A 14,809-nucleotide genomic window follows, 5' to 3' on the forward strand; every position below is an offset into this window, starting at 1 on the left:
CTTATGCCTCCGATGGGTTGTTGGTAACTTTAACCAGCGCCCCAGGACGGATTTTTTGTAAACCCGAGGTCACCACCATATCGCCAGCTTTAAGGCCCTTGTTTACCAGCCAGCTTTGATCAACCTGCTGAGCTAGTTCGACCACGCGCACCTCAATGGTGTTTTCGCTGTTTACTACCATCACGGTGGCTTCACCTTTAGGCGTGCGTACCACTGACTTTTGTGGCACTAAAAGGCCGTTGTTGGTGTTACCTAACTCAAGCTGGGCACGTACAAACATACCGGGTAGGAGTTCACCATCTGGATTTGGGAATACCGCACGCATGGTAACCATAGACGTCGATGGGTCAACGCTGACCTCGGAGAACTGCAACTCACCAGAGTGGCCATACCAAAGTTGCTCATCAAGCTTTAGCTGGACCGCCGGAGCAACACCTGTATTACTGGCATTAGTGGTAATGGCCTGGCGCAATGACGCCAGTTTGGATGCTGCCTTGGTCATGTCCACATAGATAGGGTCTAACTGGCGAATGGTTGCCAGTTCATTACCTTGGTTCGCGGTAAGCAGGGCTCCTTCGGTCACCAAAGAACGACCGATTTGACCGCTGATCGGTGCACGAATACTGGTGTAATCCAGGTTGATTTGGGCGCTCAGTACCGCAGCTTTGGCGGCGGCTAAATCGGCCTGGGCACCAAGGCGCTGGGCATCAGCATCATCGAAGTCCTGTTGGCTGACCGAGTTGGTGCCGAGCAGGCTTTTAATACGCTTAGCGCGGGCAGTGGTGTTTTTTACCCCAGCTTCGGCTTTGGCTAAGCTCGCTTTAGCACTGGCAAGAGCGGCTTCAAAAGGAGCAGGGTCGATGCGATAAAGCAGATCGCCTTTTTCAACCATTTGCCCTTCTTCAAAGAGGCGGGACTGCAAAATACCACTAACCTGAGGGCGAATTTCCGCCTGGCGGAAGTCCACGGTGCGGCCCACCAACTCGGTGTGTTGCATCACAGTTTGTGGCTGCAACTGATATGCTTCAATTTCCACCGCGCTCGGTGCGCTTTGGGTCTGAGCTTGCGCGCCCGACTGTTCACAGCCGCTAAGGCCAAGTGTCGCGACTATGGTTAAGGCGACCAGGGTTTTTGCTTTCATATCCAACCTTCTAAGAACAACAAATCGAGAAATAGAGTGCAAATATACATACATGAACGTATGTAAGCAAGGTAAACTATTCCGTTTACACGTAACTCGTTGTAACCAATGGTAATAAACTTGATTTAATCAGGGGGTTAATAGTTTGGTTTGTTGTTGAAGTGGCCGCCATTCAGGGCGGAATGACGGCGCAGAAGAGGGCATTTTTTGCCTTATAGGGCGTAACTTAGGTGCTGATAGAAGCGGGTATTGATGTCTTGACGTTCGGGGTTAACGTGCAGCTCTGTACACAGGGATTTGATTACACTTTCTACCTGATTCATAAAACGGCCATAACCCATATCATGCTTGTCTTCGGTGCCGGCAACGATCACAAAGTCGATACTTTGTACCAGCTGGTTGCCATTATAAAGTACATAGTTTTGGGTATTATCCTGGCACGGCAAAAAGCTTAACTTTTCCAGCTCTTCATTATGGGCGCTGGTGTCGATATCGCGGTGACGGATCAGGGGCGTACGGCCATTGGCCACCATGGCACGACGTGGCAGTCGCTTGGCTTCGCAAGCGGTGACGAAAGCGTCGGCGATACGGGCGTAAAACTGGGCAAAGTCGGTGGTGTCGTTATCCAGAAGCTGGGTTTTGACTTGGCGAGTTAGGGGTAAGGTAAAGCGTGCATAGGTGAGATCTCTGTGCTCTGGCAGCGGACAGCCGCGTGCTTCATAACGCGAGTCCAACGCTCTGAGTTTGTAGCCATAACTTTCTTTAAAGCCTTTGGCGCGGGCAAAAATATCATAGGTAAGGTGCTGATGATCGCGAACCTTGAAGGGTTGTGCCTGGTTTGGTAATTGCTCTTGCAATGTTGTTAGCACCTTGGCTACTCGGGAGTGGAAATCGGCGCTGTGGGCTCGAATATCCTCGCCTGTGGCTAAGAATAATAAGCGTACCTTGCGGGCTTTTTGTGTGTCATCGCCGTGCAGGGTGTGGGCTTCGTGATAGCGCGGGTTGTAGAAAAACAATTGCTGGCGTTTGGTCTCTAAGCAATAGGCTTCCTCGTGGAAGCGCACGATAGGCAGCTTGTCATTCACTAAAACGTGCACATTGTATAGCTCGGCGTCATCGCACAGCGCAAAGAGCTGCCGTACTATGCGTTGATGGGCGCTGGCATAATCGCTAAAACAGGCATAAAAATCCTCGTCGGGCTTAAACTCGGCGAGGATATATTGGTTAGCTCGGGCGTTGGTTGGGATATAGACCCGGTGCTGATTTTGTGAAGCCATGATTGTTCCTTAGTCCTTGGTGTTTTCATTGGCTTCATTCTAGTGCTGATAAATGTCAACGATGTTGCGCTAGATTAAACTTTTATGACTTTTCTATCAGGCTAATACTGAGCCTGACGAAATCCGATGAAGTCAGTACACCCACTAACTTTTTCGCCTCTAAAACCGGCATGCAGCCATGGCGGTTATTCAAGAAAAACTTGGCAATATCAATTAGCTGATCGCTGGAATCGACGGTATCAAAGCGAGTCAGCATGATCTCACTAACAGGCGTTTGCTTTTCTTTGCGCTCCAGGGCATCGGCGCCAAATACCGAGATAATCTTCATTACCTGGGCGATGATCACTTTCTGCGTCAGCATGCCCACCAGGTGTTGCTTGTCATCTGTGACCGGGATGTGGCGAATATTGTATTGGCGCATTAGTTGATGAACATCATACAGGGAAGCATCAGCAGCTATGGTGATGGGAGTGGCGGTCATTAAATCCCTGGCGCACTGCATAGGGGCGCCCGGCTCAGATATGGTTGAATTAGACTCGGTTGAATTAGACTCGGTTGAATTAGACTCGGTCGAATTAGACATACAGGTTCCTTATCTCTTTCGGATTATGTGTTTTTCACGCTACCTTTAACTATAGAAACAAGTTTAGATCTCAATCAAATAAAGGTGGTTTATGGAATTACTGGGGTTAGATCATGTAGTCATTCGTACTGCAAAGGTAGAGCAGTTACTGGCTTTTTACCAAGAGGTACTCGGCGCCATGCTTGAACGGGTACTTGAGGATGAGGGCCTGTATCAATTGCGTGCTGGTGCGGCGCTTATCGACATACTGAGTACCGAGGGCAGCCTTGATAGCGGGGCGGCGGTGGATGTACGCAGCTCACCCATAGCCCATATTTGCATGCAGGTGAAGGCGCCGAGCGAGCAGGCGCTCATCCGTACGCTAAAACGCAAAGGGGTGATGGAGACATTACTATTTGCCACACGCTATGGCGCCACGGGTTTTGGTCGTTCTTTATACATTCATGACCCAGATGGTAACACCCTTGAATTAAAACTGGTTTGACCCTACTAAAAGCTGTATGTTAACGGCAGATTTTGTCATAATAACTTGGTTAAAAGCCACGTAGAATTCAGAGGAAAGTATCCCAATGGCGGAGATTGAAAATCGCCCAACGAACTTTATTCGTAATATTATTGATGCAGACTTGGCGTCGGGTAAACACCAAAAAACTCATACACGTTTCCCGCCTGAGCCAAATGGTTTCCTGCATATCGGCCACGCAAAATCAATTTGTTTGAACTTTGGTATCGCGCAAGATTACCAAGGTTTGTGTAATCTTCGCTTTGACGATACCAATCCGGAAAAAGAAGACATTAACTATGTTAACTCCATCAAAGAAGATGTGAGTTGGCTTGGTTTTCAGTGGGATGGCGAGATTGAATATTCATCAAACTACTTCGATAAGCTTTATGAGTATGCGGTTGAGCTGATCAACAAAGGCTTGGCGTATGTGTGCTTCTTAAGCCCAGAGCAAGCCCGTGAATACCGTGGCACCCTTACTGAACCGGGTAAAAACAGCCCATACCGCGATACCCCAGCCGCTGAAAACCTGGCGTTATTCGAGAAGATGAAAAACGGCGAGTTTAAAGAAGGTGAATGTGTACTGCGTGCCAAGATAGATATGGCCAGCTCATTTATGGTGTTGCGTGACCCTATTATCTACCGTATTCGTTTTGCTCATCACCATCAAACCGGTGACAAGTGGTGTATTTACCCTATGTACGACTTTACTCACTGTATCAGCGATGCATTAGAGGGCATTACTCACTCATTATGTACGCTGGAGTTCCAGGACAACCGTCGTCTGTATGACTGGGTGCTTGATAACATCAGCATTGATTGTCATCCACAGCAAATCGAGTTCTCACGCCTGAACCTGGAATACACCATGATGAGTAAGCGTAAGCTTAACCAATTGGTGGTTGATGGTCATGTTGATGGCTGGGACGACCCGCGTATGCCAACCATTGCTGGTTTGCGCCGTCGTGGTTATACACCAGCGTCTATTCGCGAATTCTGTAAGCGTATCGGTGTGACTAAGCAGGATAACCTGGTTGAAATGGGTATGCTTGAAGCCTGTATCCGTGATGACCTGAACGACAACGCCGCCCGTGCTATGGCTGTACTTGATCCTGTACGTATCGTTATCGAAAACTACCCGGAAGATCAGGTAGAAATGCTTGATGCACCTAATCATCCAAGCAAGGAAGAAATGGGCTCACGTCAATTGCCATTTACGCGTGAAGTATTTATCGAGCGCGACGATTTCCGTGTTGAAGCGAACAAGAAGTTCAAGCGTTTGGTACTGGGCAAAGAAGTGCGTTTACGTAATGCTTATGTGATCAAGGCCGAGCGCATCGAAGAAGATGCTGATGGCAATATCACCACCATTTACTGTACCTATGACGCAGATACTTTAGGTAAAAACCCTGAAGATGGCCGTAAAGTGAAGGGCGTTATCCATTGGGTGAGCGCAACTCATTGCATCGAAGCCGAAGTACGTCTGTATGACCGTCTGTTTAATGTGCCTAATCCAGGCTCTGCAGATGATATCGCCAGCGTGCTTAACCCTGAGTCACTGAAGATTGTCAGCAATGCCAAACTTGAGCCAAGCCTGGCGGATGCCCAGCCACTAGTAGGTTATCAGTTTGAGCGTACCGGCTACTTCTGTCGCGACAATCACTTTGAGCATTTGGTATTTAACCAAACAGTAGGTTTACGCGATTCTTGGGCCAAGATTGAGCACCAAGACTAAGCTTTCGACCTAAGCTCTCAGCGAAACGCTAAGCAAATTGAAAAACGGATACTTTTTATAGGTATCCGTTTTTTTATGCTAGCGTAAAAGGACAGACACACAATTATGAGCTCAGCATGTCCACTACAAGTCACGAAAAGTTTAATTACATTGAGTATCCGGCGCGGGATTTACGCGCGACTAAGGATTTCTTCACACAAGTTTTTAACTGGCAATTTACCGACTATGGCCCCGAATACAGTGCCTTTAGTGGTGCCGGGCTCGACGGCGGTTTCTATGCCAGCGACCAATGTGCCAGCACGCAAAACGGCTCGGCATTGATGGTGTTTTATTCCAGCGCCCTTGAGCAAACTAAGCAAAAAATAGAAAACGCCGGCGGGGTGATATGCAAACCCATATTTTCCTTCCCAGGCGGCCGACGCTTTCATTTTATTGAGCCCAGCGGCAATGAATTTGCGGTCTGGTCTGAGCCTGAGGAGTAGCTGGTCGTTGTAGGTCGGGCTTTCAGCCCGACAAGAGAGCATAATTCTCGCAGTGTGGTCGTAAGATACAGTTGTATTTCGGGATTTTATCCAGACAAAGAGATGGCAGCTTTTGAATGAGTGGCACGACAAAGTAGGTTCGAACTACTTGGCCTTTGGACGGGTCATAGAGAGCAGGTAGTGCTCTAAGCAACTGAGCTAGGGTTTTTATTGAATACGAGAGGTATTTTAGAGATTTGGTACGACCGAGTGGATTCGAACCACTGAACCTTGGGCCGGGTCATAGAGAGCAGGTAGTGCTCTAAGCAACTGAGCTAGGGTTTTTATTGAATACGAGAAATATTGTAGAGATTTGGTACGACCGAGTGGATTCGAACCACCGACCTTTGGGCCGGGTCATAGAGAGTAGGTAGTGCTCTAAGCAAGTATAGAATACGGGTGTTTGCTAAGGATTTGGTACGACCGAGTGGATTCGAACCACTGAACCTTGGGCCGGGTCATAGAGAGCAGGTAGTGCTCTAAGCAACTGAGCTAGGGTTTTTATTGAGTATGAGAAATATTGTAGAGATTTGGTACGACCGAGTGGATTCGAACCACCGACCCCTACCATGTCAAGGTAGTGCTCTAACCAACTGAGCTACGGTCGTACAGAATACGAGATGTATTTTAGAGAATTGGTACGACCGAGTGGATTCGAACCACCGACCCCCACCATGTCAAGGTGGTGCTCTAACCAACTGAGCTACGGTCGTACAATCTAGTTTTTAGCGCCAATAAAATCATTCATGAAGCAGTGTCCTGCCTCTACCTCATTGGCAACGCCGTGTAATATATAGTGTGTGCAGGGGCTTAGCAAGTGCAATTGGCTAATTTCCTGATTGTTTGCTTTTTTTTTATTCATACCGGACTAATATCGCACTGGGCGTAAAACCCTTGCCACCAGCGCACATGATTACGGCTTGATGCCTTAAGTTGAGCCAATAGGTTTGCTTGCTCCTGCGTGCCAACAATTGCGCGCTTGGCCTCTATATCTTTATTGTTCCCGGTAAATTGCCACACCTGCGTCAACAATGGCGTAAATTCTTCCAAAGCACCACTGAGTTGCCCCTGATACCCCTGCAATTCCTTAATAAAAAACAGGTTGAAGATATTGTGTAATATGGTGGCCGCGTCGCTGCGGCGCTTAGGTGGGCATATCTCGGAGGTTAAAGAAACTTGCTCGAGTTGGGAGGTCAACTCATTGTTTAGGGCAATTTGTTTGCGTGCCGAGGTTAATAACTTGCGTACATAATCGTTACCATTGAGCTTGGCCAGCGCCGGGGTGAGCGTATTTACATCTATGGCATGCCAATTTTCTTCGGCTATCGCATTGGCCATATCGGCCAGTACGGTTAAGGCTTCGGCGCTTTGTGACCGTCCTGCCTGCTCGTTAAAATCAAGCTCAGCGGCGGCGAGGGTAAAGAGTCGGTTGAGCTCCGGCTCCCGGCTTAGCATCAGATTAAATGCCAGCTTGGCGTGGGCCATTTTAAAGCGTTTTTCCGCTTGTAGGGCGCTGCGCAGTTCAGCCGATAAGCCAGTACTTTGACTATGTTCGAGACAAGGGTCGACCAACTGGATAAAACGGATATGATATTTAAAACGCTCGGAGGCACTGGCCACCTTACCAAGCTGGTTGTTATGTGCGGCAATATGGCTGGCCAGACGGCAATGGTTAATGTCTGCCAGCGCCAACAGGCTTATGCTTTGACTTGGGGGAAGAGGCTCGCTGTCAAAGCGCTGCCAAGTTGATAGGCGAACCTGGCTCTGTTGCTCTATGGCCAGATACTTGCCAAGACGATATTGATATTCGTTATAGCGGGCGCTGGGAGGATCGCTGCATCCCCCCAGTAGTATCAGTGTGCTAAAAATTAAAAGGAGCTTGTGCAAGACGCCTCCGCAGCACGTAAATTAACAGTACTGCAGCACAGGATAGCCCAACTATGATGCCGAGCCAAAAACCTTGGGCACCCATGGCCGGGACTATCAGATCCGTACGGCCCAACACATAACCCAAAGCAAAACCCACCAACCAATAAGAGAAAAAGGTGATATAGGAGATGGGCGCTGTGTGCTTAATACCGCGTAGCATACCACTGGTTACCACCTGCAGCGCATCCGGCAATTGATAAAAACAAGCGAGAACCATAATCGCCGTGGCCAGCGCCAGCACTTCAGGGTTATCGCTATATAAGGCGCTAATATCGGCGCGCAGCACATAGGTAATTAGCGCAACGAATGCGGCAATAGCAACGGCGAGAATAAAGCTGGTGCTCATACAGCGACGCAGTGCCTGGAAGTCTTCCTGGCCATAAAGATTACCAAAACGTATGGCTACCGCCATAGACAGGCTATAGGGCAGCATAAACAATAAGGTGGTCACCGAGGCAGCTACCTGATGTCCGGCGACGACTACGGCGCCCAAGGAGGCGATAAATAACGGAATACAGGCAAATAAGGTGACTTCAAAGAAAATCGCCAAGGAGATGGGCACACCTAGCTTAAATTGTTGCCACATGGCTTTTACACTTGGGCGGGCAAAGGCATTGATAAGAAATCGGCCATTAATGCGTTTGCTCATCATGCTATAGATCAGTAAAGAGACACCCATGGCGGTCAATACAATTGCCGTGGCCACGCCGCAGCCGGCGCCGCCAAGTGCAGGCGCGCCAAACTTACCGTAAATAAAAATATAGTTGGCGGGGATATTGACCAACAAACCGATAATGGAAATATAAAAGGCTGGGGTAGTGTAAGCCTTGCCCTCGGCAACATTACGAAACAGGGAATAAACGATAAAACCAGGCAGCCCAAATTGCACATAGGTAATGTAATCACCGGCCAGTGATTTAATCTCGCCGCTGGTGTCGAGCAGGGCAATAAGTTGATCCGCAGATTGCCCCAGCATAAGGCCGACTAGACACAGGATCAGGGCGAGATAACAAGCCTGTTGGAAGTGACCGGCAATGGCCTTTTCATCGTCGGCGCCAAAGCTGTGCGCCACCAGTGAGGTCAGTGCAATTAAAATTCCAAGCAGGGCGAATACCACAGGGTTCCACAAGCCGGTAGCGATAGACAAGGCCGCTAAGTCGGTAGCGCTGACCTGACCGGCCATAATGGTGTCGACCACAGACATCAACACCAGGGTCACCTGGGCAAAAAATACCGGTGCGGCAAGGCGCAGCAGGCGACTTGCTTCCCATGTACAAAACTTCATAAGTGAAAAAACATCAGATAAAATAAAGCGCTATTCTATCCTGTTGGTTTCAACTTAAAAAGGAAATACGATGTTTACCGGTATAGTGCAATGCCAAGCTCAAGTGCAAAGTAAAACCCTGACTAATGGCGTGCAGCGCTTAGTGTTGGCGGTGCCGTCTAAATACCTGCAAAACCTCGAACTCGGTGCCAGTATTGCCGTCAATGGCTGTTGTTTGACTGTGGTTGAATACGATGCCGATGCAGGTGCCCTTGGCAGCGTACAATTTGATGTTATCGATGAAACCCTGGCGCTGACCAATCTAGGTCTACTTGAATGTGGCGATAAGGTAAACTTTGAGCGCTCCATGACTTTTGGCAGCGAGCTCGGTGGGCATATAGTTTCCGGGCATATTCATTGTGTTGGCAGTCTTATAGAGCGTATCGATACCCAGGATAACTGTCGCATGCACATAGCCATGGATGCCAAGTGGCGAGAATATGTCTTGTATAAGGGTTTTATCAGTGTGAATGGCGCCAGCCTAACTGTGGGGGAGTTATCAGAGCAGGGGTTCTGGTTACACCTAATTCCGGAAACCTTGGCTATCACCAATCTTGGTCAGATGGTGGCGGGGACCGAGATTAATATCGAGGTCGATCAACAAACCTACACCATAGTGCAAACGGTGCAGCGTTATTTAAAGCAACAGCACTAAAAGATTTGCTCGTCGTCTGCATCTATCCTTAACTCTACCCTGTTAAGGGCTTGGTCTATATGCATATTGACATGAATAGGATTACAGCAGGCGGCGCAATCTTCATAGTAATCCTGATCACCTGAGCTGGTGTCGACATCGACAAATGTATGGTGGCCGCAATGAGGGCAGCGCACCCTTTGTAGGCTGTAGTCTTTCATAACCACCTCGTATGACAGTCCAATGACATCACTTAAAGTATAGTTATGTTTTCCCTGCGCCTTGGAAAATTTAGACCTTAATTACCTTCGCTGATCACCTTATCTATGGTTTCTTTGGCCTGAGTCAAATAATGGCCGGCGAAGATGTTGGCATGGTTTAACACATGATAAAGGTTATAGATGCGCTCTCTTTGTTCATAGCCTTCGCTTAAGGGGTAAACGCTTTGGTAGGCATCATAGAAGGTATCGGGGAAGGCGCCGAAAAAGCGGCTCATGGCGATATCCACTTCCCGATCACCATAGTAACAAGCCGGGTCATATACGCAGGGAACGCCGCCATGAAAGCCAACATTACCGCGCCAAAAATCGCCGTGCAGGAGCGAAGGCTTGATATGGTGATGGTGTAGAGTATCTTTGACCTGGCAGACAAACTCATCAATATCGCAAAAATAAAATCCTTTTTCTGCCAATAACTGTAATTGCCAGCCTATGCGGTCTTCACTGAAAAACACATCCCATTTTTTATGCCAGCAATTAGGCTGGGCAGTGACGCCGATAAAGTTATCTCTTTCGTTGCCGAACATGCCTTGTTCATGCTTTTCGTGCAACTGCGCTAGATATTCCCCCATATGCCGCCAGCCAAGCTCTTTGGCATGATCTGTATTGGGATCCAGATCTAACCATTCAAGTACATTAAAGCAATACTCCAAGGTGGTGCCGGTAAGCAGACAATCGGGCACCATAAACATGGACTCTTTGGTCAACAGTTCGAGATCGGCGGCTTCACACTCGAGGCGCTCAAGAGAGGCCAAAGGCGCGACCTTGACAAAAAACTGGTGCTGGCCATCGGAAATTTTAAACAAGTGATCGGCGGAAGAATTTGTGAGCTGTTGCTTGTGCACCAAGGTAAAAGGGCTGTTGAGTGTGTCGCTAAGTAACTGAGTCAAGGTATTCCACATAACCGCAAACCGCTAAATTTCAGGGGTACACCAAGTATGGCAAAGTTCTGATTCACTGCAATAATATTCATTGTCGAGTTCATTTTGCGAAGGTTAATAAGCGGTAATTTTAGCGAAATAACAAGGGAGTAAGTGCCAGTGCAAAAAACGCCCTGATTAAGTTTTCGCTTTTGAAAAAGAAGAAGCCCGCAATTGCGGGCCTCTGTAAATGCTGTGGCTATTTATTTCGAGCCAGAAACCACCAAGATGGTGTCGCCATGTACTTTGGCTATGTCGCGAATAGATGTCTCAGTCAGTGGAGTGAGACGTAGTTTTTTCAGACTACGTTCAAAACCATAAAGGCTTGCAAATTCACGGACGCTAAGGTCGTTGCATGACAAACGTTTAGTCAATCTATGACGTGGGATGTTGTGCTTATCCATCGCTTGGGCCATTTTGAAAGGATTATCCTTAGTGATTGCCATACACAGTTGCGTACCGACGGTGTTATCAGCCGCAACAAATTGTTCATTGGCCATAGCGTGTGATGAAAGCGCTCCTAAGAGTAGGACGCCAGCAGAGCCTAACAGAGTTGTGCGTTTCATGGATTTTCTCCTTATTAGTGCATTGATTGCTGTTTAAGTATGAACCGCGTTTGTTGTTATGGAATGAACAGGATAAGTCAGAATGTAAGCATCTATGTCAATTGTGAATATCTTAACCTAACTGCCTATTTTTACAGATTTTCCCTATCTCATCTGTTTACATAAAAAGCAAAAAAAATGCTTTTTTTTTGTACAGGTCGTCCTTGTACCTGTTAATTCAGGGGCTCTTGCCTATTCTTGTAACATTTGCCCACAAAATGGAACCAAGCTAAAGCTAAGATGGCTCAAGGGGCTGGCCGCTCCGGCGTTTATCTTGATTTACCGCTTATTAACCTATTTTCTTCGCAATTCGTAGCACTATTCGCTACAGTGGTGCGAAAAATAGGAGTAATAACAACAATGCTAACAAAAACACCAAGCCTCAGCGTGTTAGCCTTAGCTATCACGCTCGCCGGGTGCCAACAATCTGAAGGCCCGCAAGGCGATAAGGTAACCATTAATAAAAACCCTTACCCCAGTACCTATCAGCCGCTACCTCGTCAATCGACGCTGATCACCAATGCCACCGTATTGACCGGTGACGGCCAGCGTATCGACGGCGGTGATGTTTATGTGGTCGACGGTAAAATCCAACAAATTGGTACCGACTTGCAGGTTCAGGCCGACGTAACCCTAGACGCCCAAGGCAAATGGTTAACGCCTGGCCTTATCGATGTGCACTCACACTTAGGGGCCTATCCAAACCCGGCAGTGGCATCGCACCAGGATGGCAACGAAATGACCAGCCCGGTTACCGCGGAAGTATGGGTTGAACATTCGGTATGGCCACAAGATCCTGGCTTTAACCGTGCTCGTGAAGGTGGTATTACCACGCTACAAATTCTGCCGGGCTCAGCCAACCTGATTGGTGGCCGCGGCGTAACCTTGAAAAACGTCCCTGCCCACACTATGCAGGCGATGAAGTTTCCAGAGGCACCTTATGGTTTAAAAATGGCCTGTGGTGAAAACCCTAAGCGTGTTTACGGCAGCAAGGGTGTATTGCCATCGACTCGTATGGGTAATATGGCCGGTTATCGCAATGCCTGGATTGATGCCACAGAATACAAGCGTGCCTGGGAAAAGTACGATGCCGATTATGACGCCGGTAAGAATGTACAGGCGCCCGAGCGCGACCTGACCATGGACACCCTGCGCGGTGTACTCGATGGTGACATTTTGATCCATAACCACTGCTACAAAGCAGAAGAAATGGCCATGATGATCGACCTTTCGAAAGAGTTTGATTACCACGCCGGTACCTTCCACCACGGTATTGAAGCCTACAAGATTGCCGATTTGCTTGCCGAAAACAGCAGCTGTGCAGCACTGTGGCCGGATTGGTGGGGCTTTAAAATGGAAGCCTATGACATGGTTCAGGAAAACGTTGCCATCGTTGATGCGGTGAAGAACTCCTGTGCCATAGTTCACTCTGACTCAGACACCACCATTCAGCGCCTAAACCAGGAAGCGGGTAAGGTGATGTACCGCGCCAATGAAAATGGTTTCAATATCGATGAAGCCCACGCCATCAAGTGGCTGACGTCAAATGCAGCCAAGGCCCTGGGTATCGAGGATAAAACAGGTACTCTTGCCGCCGGTAAACAAGCCGACCTAGTATTGTGGGACAACAATCCGTTTAGCGTTTATGCCAAAGCCGAGCAGGTATTTATCGATGGTGCCAAGGTGTATGACCGCCATGACGAGAAATACCAAGCCCAAAGTGATTTTATGTTAGGCCAACGCTAAGGAGAACAAGATGAAACTGTTTACAATGACATCGGTTGCCGCAGCCTTAGCGATGAGTGTATCCGCAGGCGCGCAAACATTGGCTATTACCAATGCTACCATTCATACCGCTACCGAGCAGGGCGTATTAAAAGACGCGTCTGTGCTAATTAAAGACGGTAAAATTGTTGCTGTTAATCCGGCGCAAATTGACGCCGAGGAAGTGATTGACGCACAAGGTAAAATTTTAACACCGGGCTTTATCGGCTCACTAAACCACCTGGGTTTGGTGGAAGTGGGTGCGGTGGATGGTTCACGTGATGGCAGCGATAAAAAAGCCTCTATCACCTTCGACCCAAGCCTTGCCTTTAATCCCCGTTCATCGCTGATCCCTTACGCACGTAAAGGTGGTATTACCCGCGACGTGATCGTGCCAGGCGGCAGCGAAGACATTTTCAATGGTCTTGCTTCTGTGGTATCGCTCAGCGGTGAATTCGACAGTGTGAGCCAAAAGCATGTGGCCTTGGCCATTGAGCTTGGACAAAAGAGCAAGGGCTCACGCGCCTTGTCGATGCAGACCCTGATCGAGAAACTCGATGGTCATAAGCAACGTGAAAAGAAAGACAGCGATGCGCACAACCGTGAAATTCAGGTTTTAGACGCCGTCTTTGCTAAAGACATGCCGCTGCTTATCGGCGTATCACGCGCCGCTGAAATGCTCGAGTTACTAAAGCTTAAAGCCAAGTACGACATCAATATGGTGTTTGCCGGTGCTCATGATGCGGTATTGATTGCCGAGCAGCTTGCCGCCAGCAATACGCCTGTGATCATCAGCGCCATGGACAACCTGCCAGGCAACTTTGATTCCATGCATGCGGATCTGGCTAATGCCGGTAAGCTTGAAAAAGCAGGCGTTAAGGTGATCCTGACTATCGCTGGTGACAGTGCTCATAACCTGTATCAGCTGCGTTTCGATGCCGGTAATGCGGTATCTTACGGCATGAGCCAGCAGGGCGCGTTAGCGGCCATCAGCAGCAATGTGGCCGAGGCATTCAATATTGATGCCGGTGCTATCAGCGCAGGTAAAGCGGCAGATCTGGTACTTTGGAGTGCCGATCCGTTTGAACTGAATGCCAAGATTGAAGGTATCTGGATTGACGGTGAGAAGGTGTCGACCGAGGCCCGTCAAGACAAGCTACGAGAGCGTTATACCACGCCTTCGGACATGCCGCGTGGTTACACCAAGTAATTGCTAAAGCATAAAGAAAAGGAGCCATTGGCTCCTTTTTTACTTTAACGTGGCATTAAATGCAGCGGGCGGGTTTCGGCAGACCGGCAATTTTCGTGGCTTGTTTCGCCGGGCCTTTGGGGAACAGCTTATACAGGTATTTGCTGTTGCCCTTATCCTCGCCAAGCTTTTTGGCCATGGCCTTTACCAGCATACGTATCGCCGGGCTGGTGTCGAATTCTTCGTAAAACTCACGGACAAAGAACACCACTTCCCAATGGGCGTCACTGAGCTCGATGTTTTCCGTTGCGGCAATAATAGGGGCCAGTTCACGGCTCCACAGGCTGCTATCAAGCAGATAACCCTCTTTGTCGGTCTCAAGTTGTTGGCCGTTAAATTCAATCATG

Annotated in this window: 15 protein-coding genes and 2 tRNA genes; 6 read left to right on the forward strand and 11 right to left on the reverse strand. The window is 48.5% G+C overall.

Going from position 1 to position 14,809, the window contains the following annotated elements; translation table 11 throughout:
* Nucleotide 1: 1 nt before the first annotated feature.
* The 3 genes from C2M34_RS13625 to C2M34_RS13635 all read right to left on the reverse strand — a co-directional run bounded on the left by C2M34_RS13625 (nucleotide 2) and on the right by C2M34_RS13635 (nucleotide 2,920).
* Nucleotides 2–1,141 (reverse strand): efflux RND transporter periplasmic adaptor subunit, encoded by a 1,140-nt coding sequence (locus C2M34_RS13625; protein WP_105216123.1) that lies wholly within the window; start codon nucleotides 1,139–1,141, stop codon nucleotides 2–4.
* A 212-nt stretch (nucleotides 1,142–1,353) separates the two neighbouring features.
* On the reverse strand, nucleotides 1,354–2,418 hold the full coding sequence (locus C2M34_RS13630; protein WP_105198857.1) for a DUF3083 family protein: 1,065 nt from the start codon (nucleotides 2,416–2,418) through the stop codon (nucleotides 1,354–1,356).
* An 82-nt stretch (nucleotides 2,419–2,500) separates the two neighbouring features.
* Nucleotides 2,501–2,920: a CBS domain-containing protein gene (locus tag C2M34_RS13635; RefSeq protein WP_105259292.1), complete on the reverse strand. Its 420-nt coding sequence runs from the start codon at nucleotides 2,918–2,920 to the stop codon at nucleotides 2,501–2,503.
* Nucleotides 2,921–3,092: 172 nt separating this feature from the next.
* Here C2M34_RS13635 and C2M34_RS13640 point away from each other — a divergent pair, with 172 nt between their 5' ends.
* From C2M34_RS13640 to C2M34_RS13650, 3 genes are all read left to right on the forward strand, one after another.
* Complete coding sequence (locus tag C2M34_RS13640; RefSeq protein WP_105259086.1) at nucleotides 3,093–3,485, forward strand: VOC family protein; 393 nt, start codon at nucleotides 3,093–3,095, stop codon at nucleotides 3,483–3,485.
* 85 nt (nucleotides 3,486–3,570) lie between these two features.
* Complete coding sequence (glnS, locus tag C2M34_RS13645; protein ID WP_105198859.1) at nucleotides 3,571–5,238, forward strand: glutamine--tRNA ligase; 1,668 nt, start codon at nucleotides 3,571–3,573, stop codon at nucleotides 5,236–5,238.
* Nucleotides 5,239–5,354: 116 nt separating this feature from the next.
* A complete protein-coding gene (locus C2M34_RS13650; RefSeq protein WP_105259087.1) occupies nucleotides 5,355–5,720 on the forward strand; it encodes a VOC family protein in 366 nt (121 codons plus the stop codon).
* A gap of 570 nt (nucleotides 5,721–6,290) precedes the next feature.
* Here the strand turns inward: C2M34_RS13650 and C2M34_RS13665 are convergent.
* The 4 genes from C2M34_RS13665 to C2M34_RS13680 form a co-directional block, all read right to left on the reverse strand.
* Nucleotides 6,291–6,367: transfer RNA gene (locus tag C2M34_RS13665), tRNA-Val, on the reverse strand.
* 28 nt (nucleotides 6,368–6,395) lie between these two features.
* Nucleotides 6,396–6,472, reverse strand: a tRNA-Val gene (locus tag C2M34_RS13670).
* 145 nt (nucleotides 6,473–6,617) lie between these two features.
* A complete protein-coding gene (locus tag C2M34_RS13675; RefSeq protein ID WP_105259088.1) occupies nucleotides 6,618–7,646 on the reverse strand; it encodes a DUF3080 family protein in 1,029 nt (342 codons plus the stop codon).
* A complete protein-coding gene (locus C2M34_RS13680; protein WP_105259089.1) occupies nucleotides 7,621–8,973 on the reverse strand; it encodes an MATE family efflux transporter in 1,353 nt (450 codons plus the stop codon). Before C2M34_RS13680 ends, C2M34_RS13675 begins: the two co-directional genes overlap by 26 nt.
* A gap of 70 nt (nucleotides 8,974–9,043) precedes the next feature.
* Here C2M34_RS13680 and C2M34_RS13685 point away from each other — a divergent pair, with 70 nt between their 5' ends.
* Nucleotides 9,044–9,667, forward strand: a complete 624-nt coding sequence (locus C2M34_RS13685; RefSeq protein WP_105259090.1) for a riboflavin synthase subunit alpha — start codon at nucleotides 9,044–9,046, stop codon at nucleotides 9,665–9,667.
* Here the strand turns inward: C2M34_RS13685 and C2M34_RS13690 are convergent.
* The 3 genes from C2M34_RS13690 to C2M34_RS13700 all read right to left on the reverse strand — a co-directional run bounded on the left by C2M34_RS13690 (nucleotide 9,664) and on the right by C2M34_RS13700 (nucleotide 11,410).
* Nucleotides 9,664–9,867 carry a CPXCG motif-containing cysteine-rich protein gene (locus tag C2M34_RS13690; RefSeq protein ID WP_105198864.1) on the reverse strand — a complete coding sequence of 68 codons (204 nt, stop codon included), beginning with the start codon at nucleotides 9,865–9,867 and terminating at the stop codon, nucleotides 9,664–9,666. The genes C2M34_RS13685 and C2M34_RS13690 overlap by 4 nt on opposite strands.
* Nucleotides 9,868–9,944: 77 nt before the next feature.
* Complete coding sequence (locus C2M34_RS13695) at nucleotides 9,945–10,826, reverse strand: fructosamine kinase family protein (RefSeq protein WP_105259091.1); 882 nt, start codon at nucleotides 10,824–10,826, stop codon at nucleotides 9,945–9,947.
* 221 nt (nucleotides 10,827–11,047) lie between these two features.
* Nucleotides 11,048–11,410 (reverse strand): DUF3718 domain-containing protein, encoded by a 363-nt coding sequence (locus C2M34_RS13700; protein WP_105198866.1) that lies wholly within the window; start codon nucleotides 11,408–11,410, stop codon nucleotides 11,048–11,050.
* 399 nt (nucleotides 11,411–11,809) lie between these two features.
* On the opposite strand from C2M34_RS13700, the gene C2M34_RS13705 reads away from it, so the two are divergent.
* Nucleotides 11,810–13,195, forward strand: coding sequence for an amidohydrolase (locus C2M34_RS13705; RefSeq protein ID WP_105259092.1), 1,386 nt, complete (start codon nucleotides 11,810–11,812; stop codon nucleotides 13,193–13,195).
* 10 nt (nucleotides 13,196–13,205) lie between these two features.
* A complete protein-coding gene (locus C2M34_RS13710; protein WP_105198868.1) occupies nucleotides 13,206–14,423 on the forward strand; it encodes an amidohydrolase family protein in 1,218 nt (405 codons plus the stop codon).
* Nucleotides 14,424–14,478: 55 nt separating this feature from the next.
* Here the strand turns inward: C2M34_RS13710 and C2M34_RS13715 are convergent, their stop codons facing one another.
* Entirely contained in the window at nucleotides 14,479–14,808 is a 330-nt protein-coding gene (locus C2M34_RS13715) for a TusE/DsrC/DsvC family sulfur relay protein (protein WP_105189849.1), read from the reverse strand.
* Between the last annotated feature and the right edge of the window lies 1 nt (nucleotide 14,809).

It is taken from the genome of Pseudoalteromonas sp. T1lg88, assembly GCF_002964765.1.
Classification (GTDB): domain Bacteria; phylum Pseudomonadota; class Gammaproteobacteria; order Enterobacterales; family Alteromonadaceae; genus Pseudoalteromonas.

What these genes read in the sequence shown, in the direction of transcription:
- C2M34_RS13625 (WP_105216123.1), bottom strand. Translation starts at nt 1,141, where the DNA reads ATGAAAGCAAAAACCCTGGTCGCCTTAACCATAGTCGCGACACTTGGC.
- C2M34_RS13630 (WP_105198857.1), bottom strand. Translation starts at nt 2,418, where the DNA reads ATGGCTTCACAAAATCAGCACCGGGTCTATATCCCAACCAACGCCCGA.
- C2M34_RS13635 (WP_105259292.1), bottom strand. Translation starts at nt 2,920, where the DNA reads ATGCAGTGCGCCAGGGATTTAATGACCGCCACTCCCATCACCATAGCT.
- C2M34_RS13640 (WP_105259086.1), top strand. Translation starts at nt 3,093, where the DNA reads ATGGAATTACTGGGGTTAGATCATGTAGTCATTCGTACTGCAAAGGTA.
- glnS (WP_105198859.1), top strand. Translation starts at nt 3,571, where the DNA reads ATGGCGGAGATTGAAAATCGCCCAACGAACTTTATTCGTAATATTATT.
- C2M34_RS13650 (WP_105259087.1), top strand. Translation starts at nt 5,355, where the DNA reads ATGTCCACTACAAGTCACGAAAAGTTTAATTACATTGAGTATCCGGCG.
- C2M34_RS13680 (WP_105259089.1), bottom strand. Translation starts at nt 8,973, where the DNA reads ATGAAGTTTTGTACATGGGAAGCAAGTCGCCTGCTGCGCCTTGCCGCA.
- C2M34_RS13685 (WP_105259090.1), top strand. Translation starts at nt 9,044, where the DNA reads ATGTTTACCGGTATAGTGCAATGCCAAGCTCAAGTGCAAAGTAAAACC.
- C2M34_RS13690 (WP_105198864.1), bottom strand. Translation starts at nt 9,867, where the DNA reads ATGAAAGACTACAGCCTACAAAGGGTGCGCTGCCCTCATTGCGGCCAC.
- C2M34_RS13695 (WP_105259091.1), bottom strand. Translation starts at nt 10,826, where the DNA reads ATGTGGAATACCTTGACTCAGTTACTTAGCGACACACTCAACAGCCCT.
- C2M34_RS13700 (WP_105198866.1), bottom strand. Translation starts at nt 11,410, where the DNA reads ATGAAACGCACAACTCTGTTAGGCTCTGCTGGCGTCCTACTCTTAGGA.
- C2M34_RS13705 (WP_105259092.1), top strand. Translation starts at nt 11,810, where the DNA reads ATGCTAACAAAAACACCAAGCCTCAGCGTGTTAGCCTTAGCTATCACG.
- C2M34_RS13710 (WP_105198868.1), top strand. Translation starts at nt 13,206, where the DNA reads ATGAAACTGTTTACAATGACATCGGTTGCCGCAGCCTTAGCGATGAGT.
- C2M34_RS13715 (WP_105189849.1), bottom strand. Translation starts at nt 14,808, where the DNA reads ATGATTGAATTTAACGGCCAACAACTTGAGACCGACAAAGAGGGTTAT.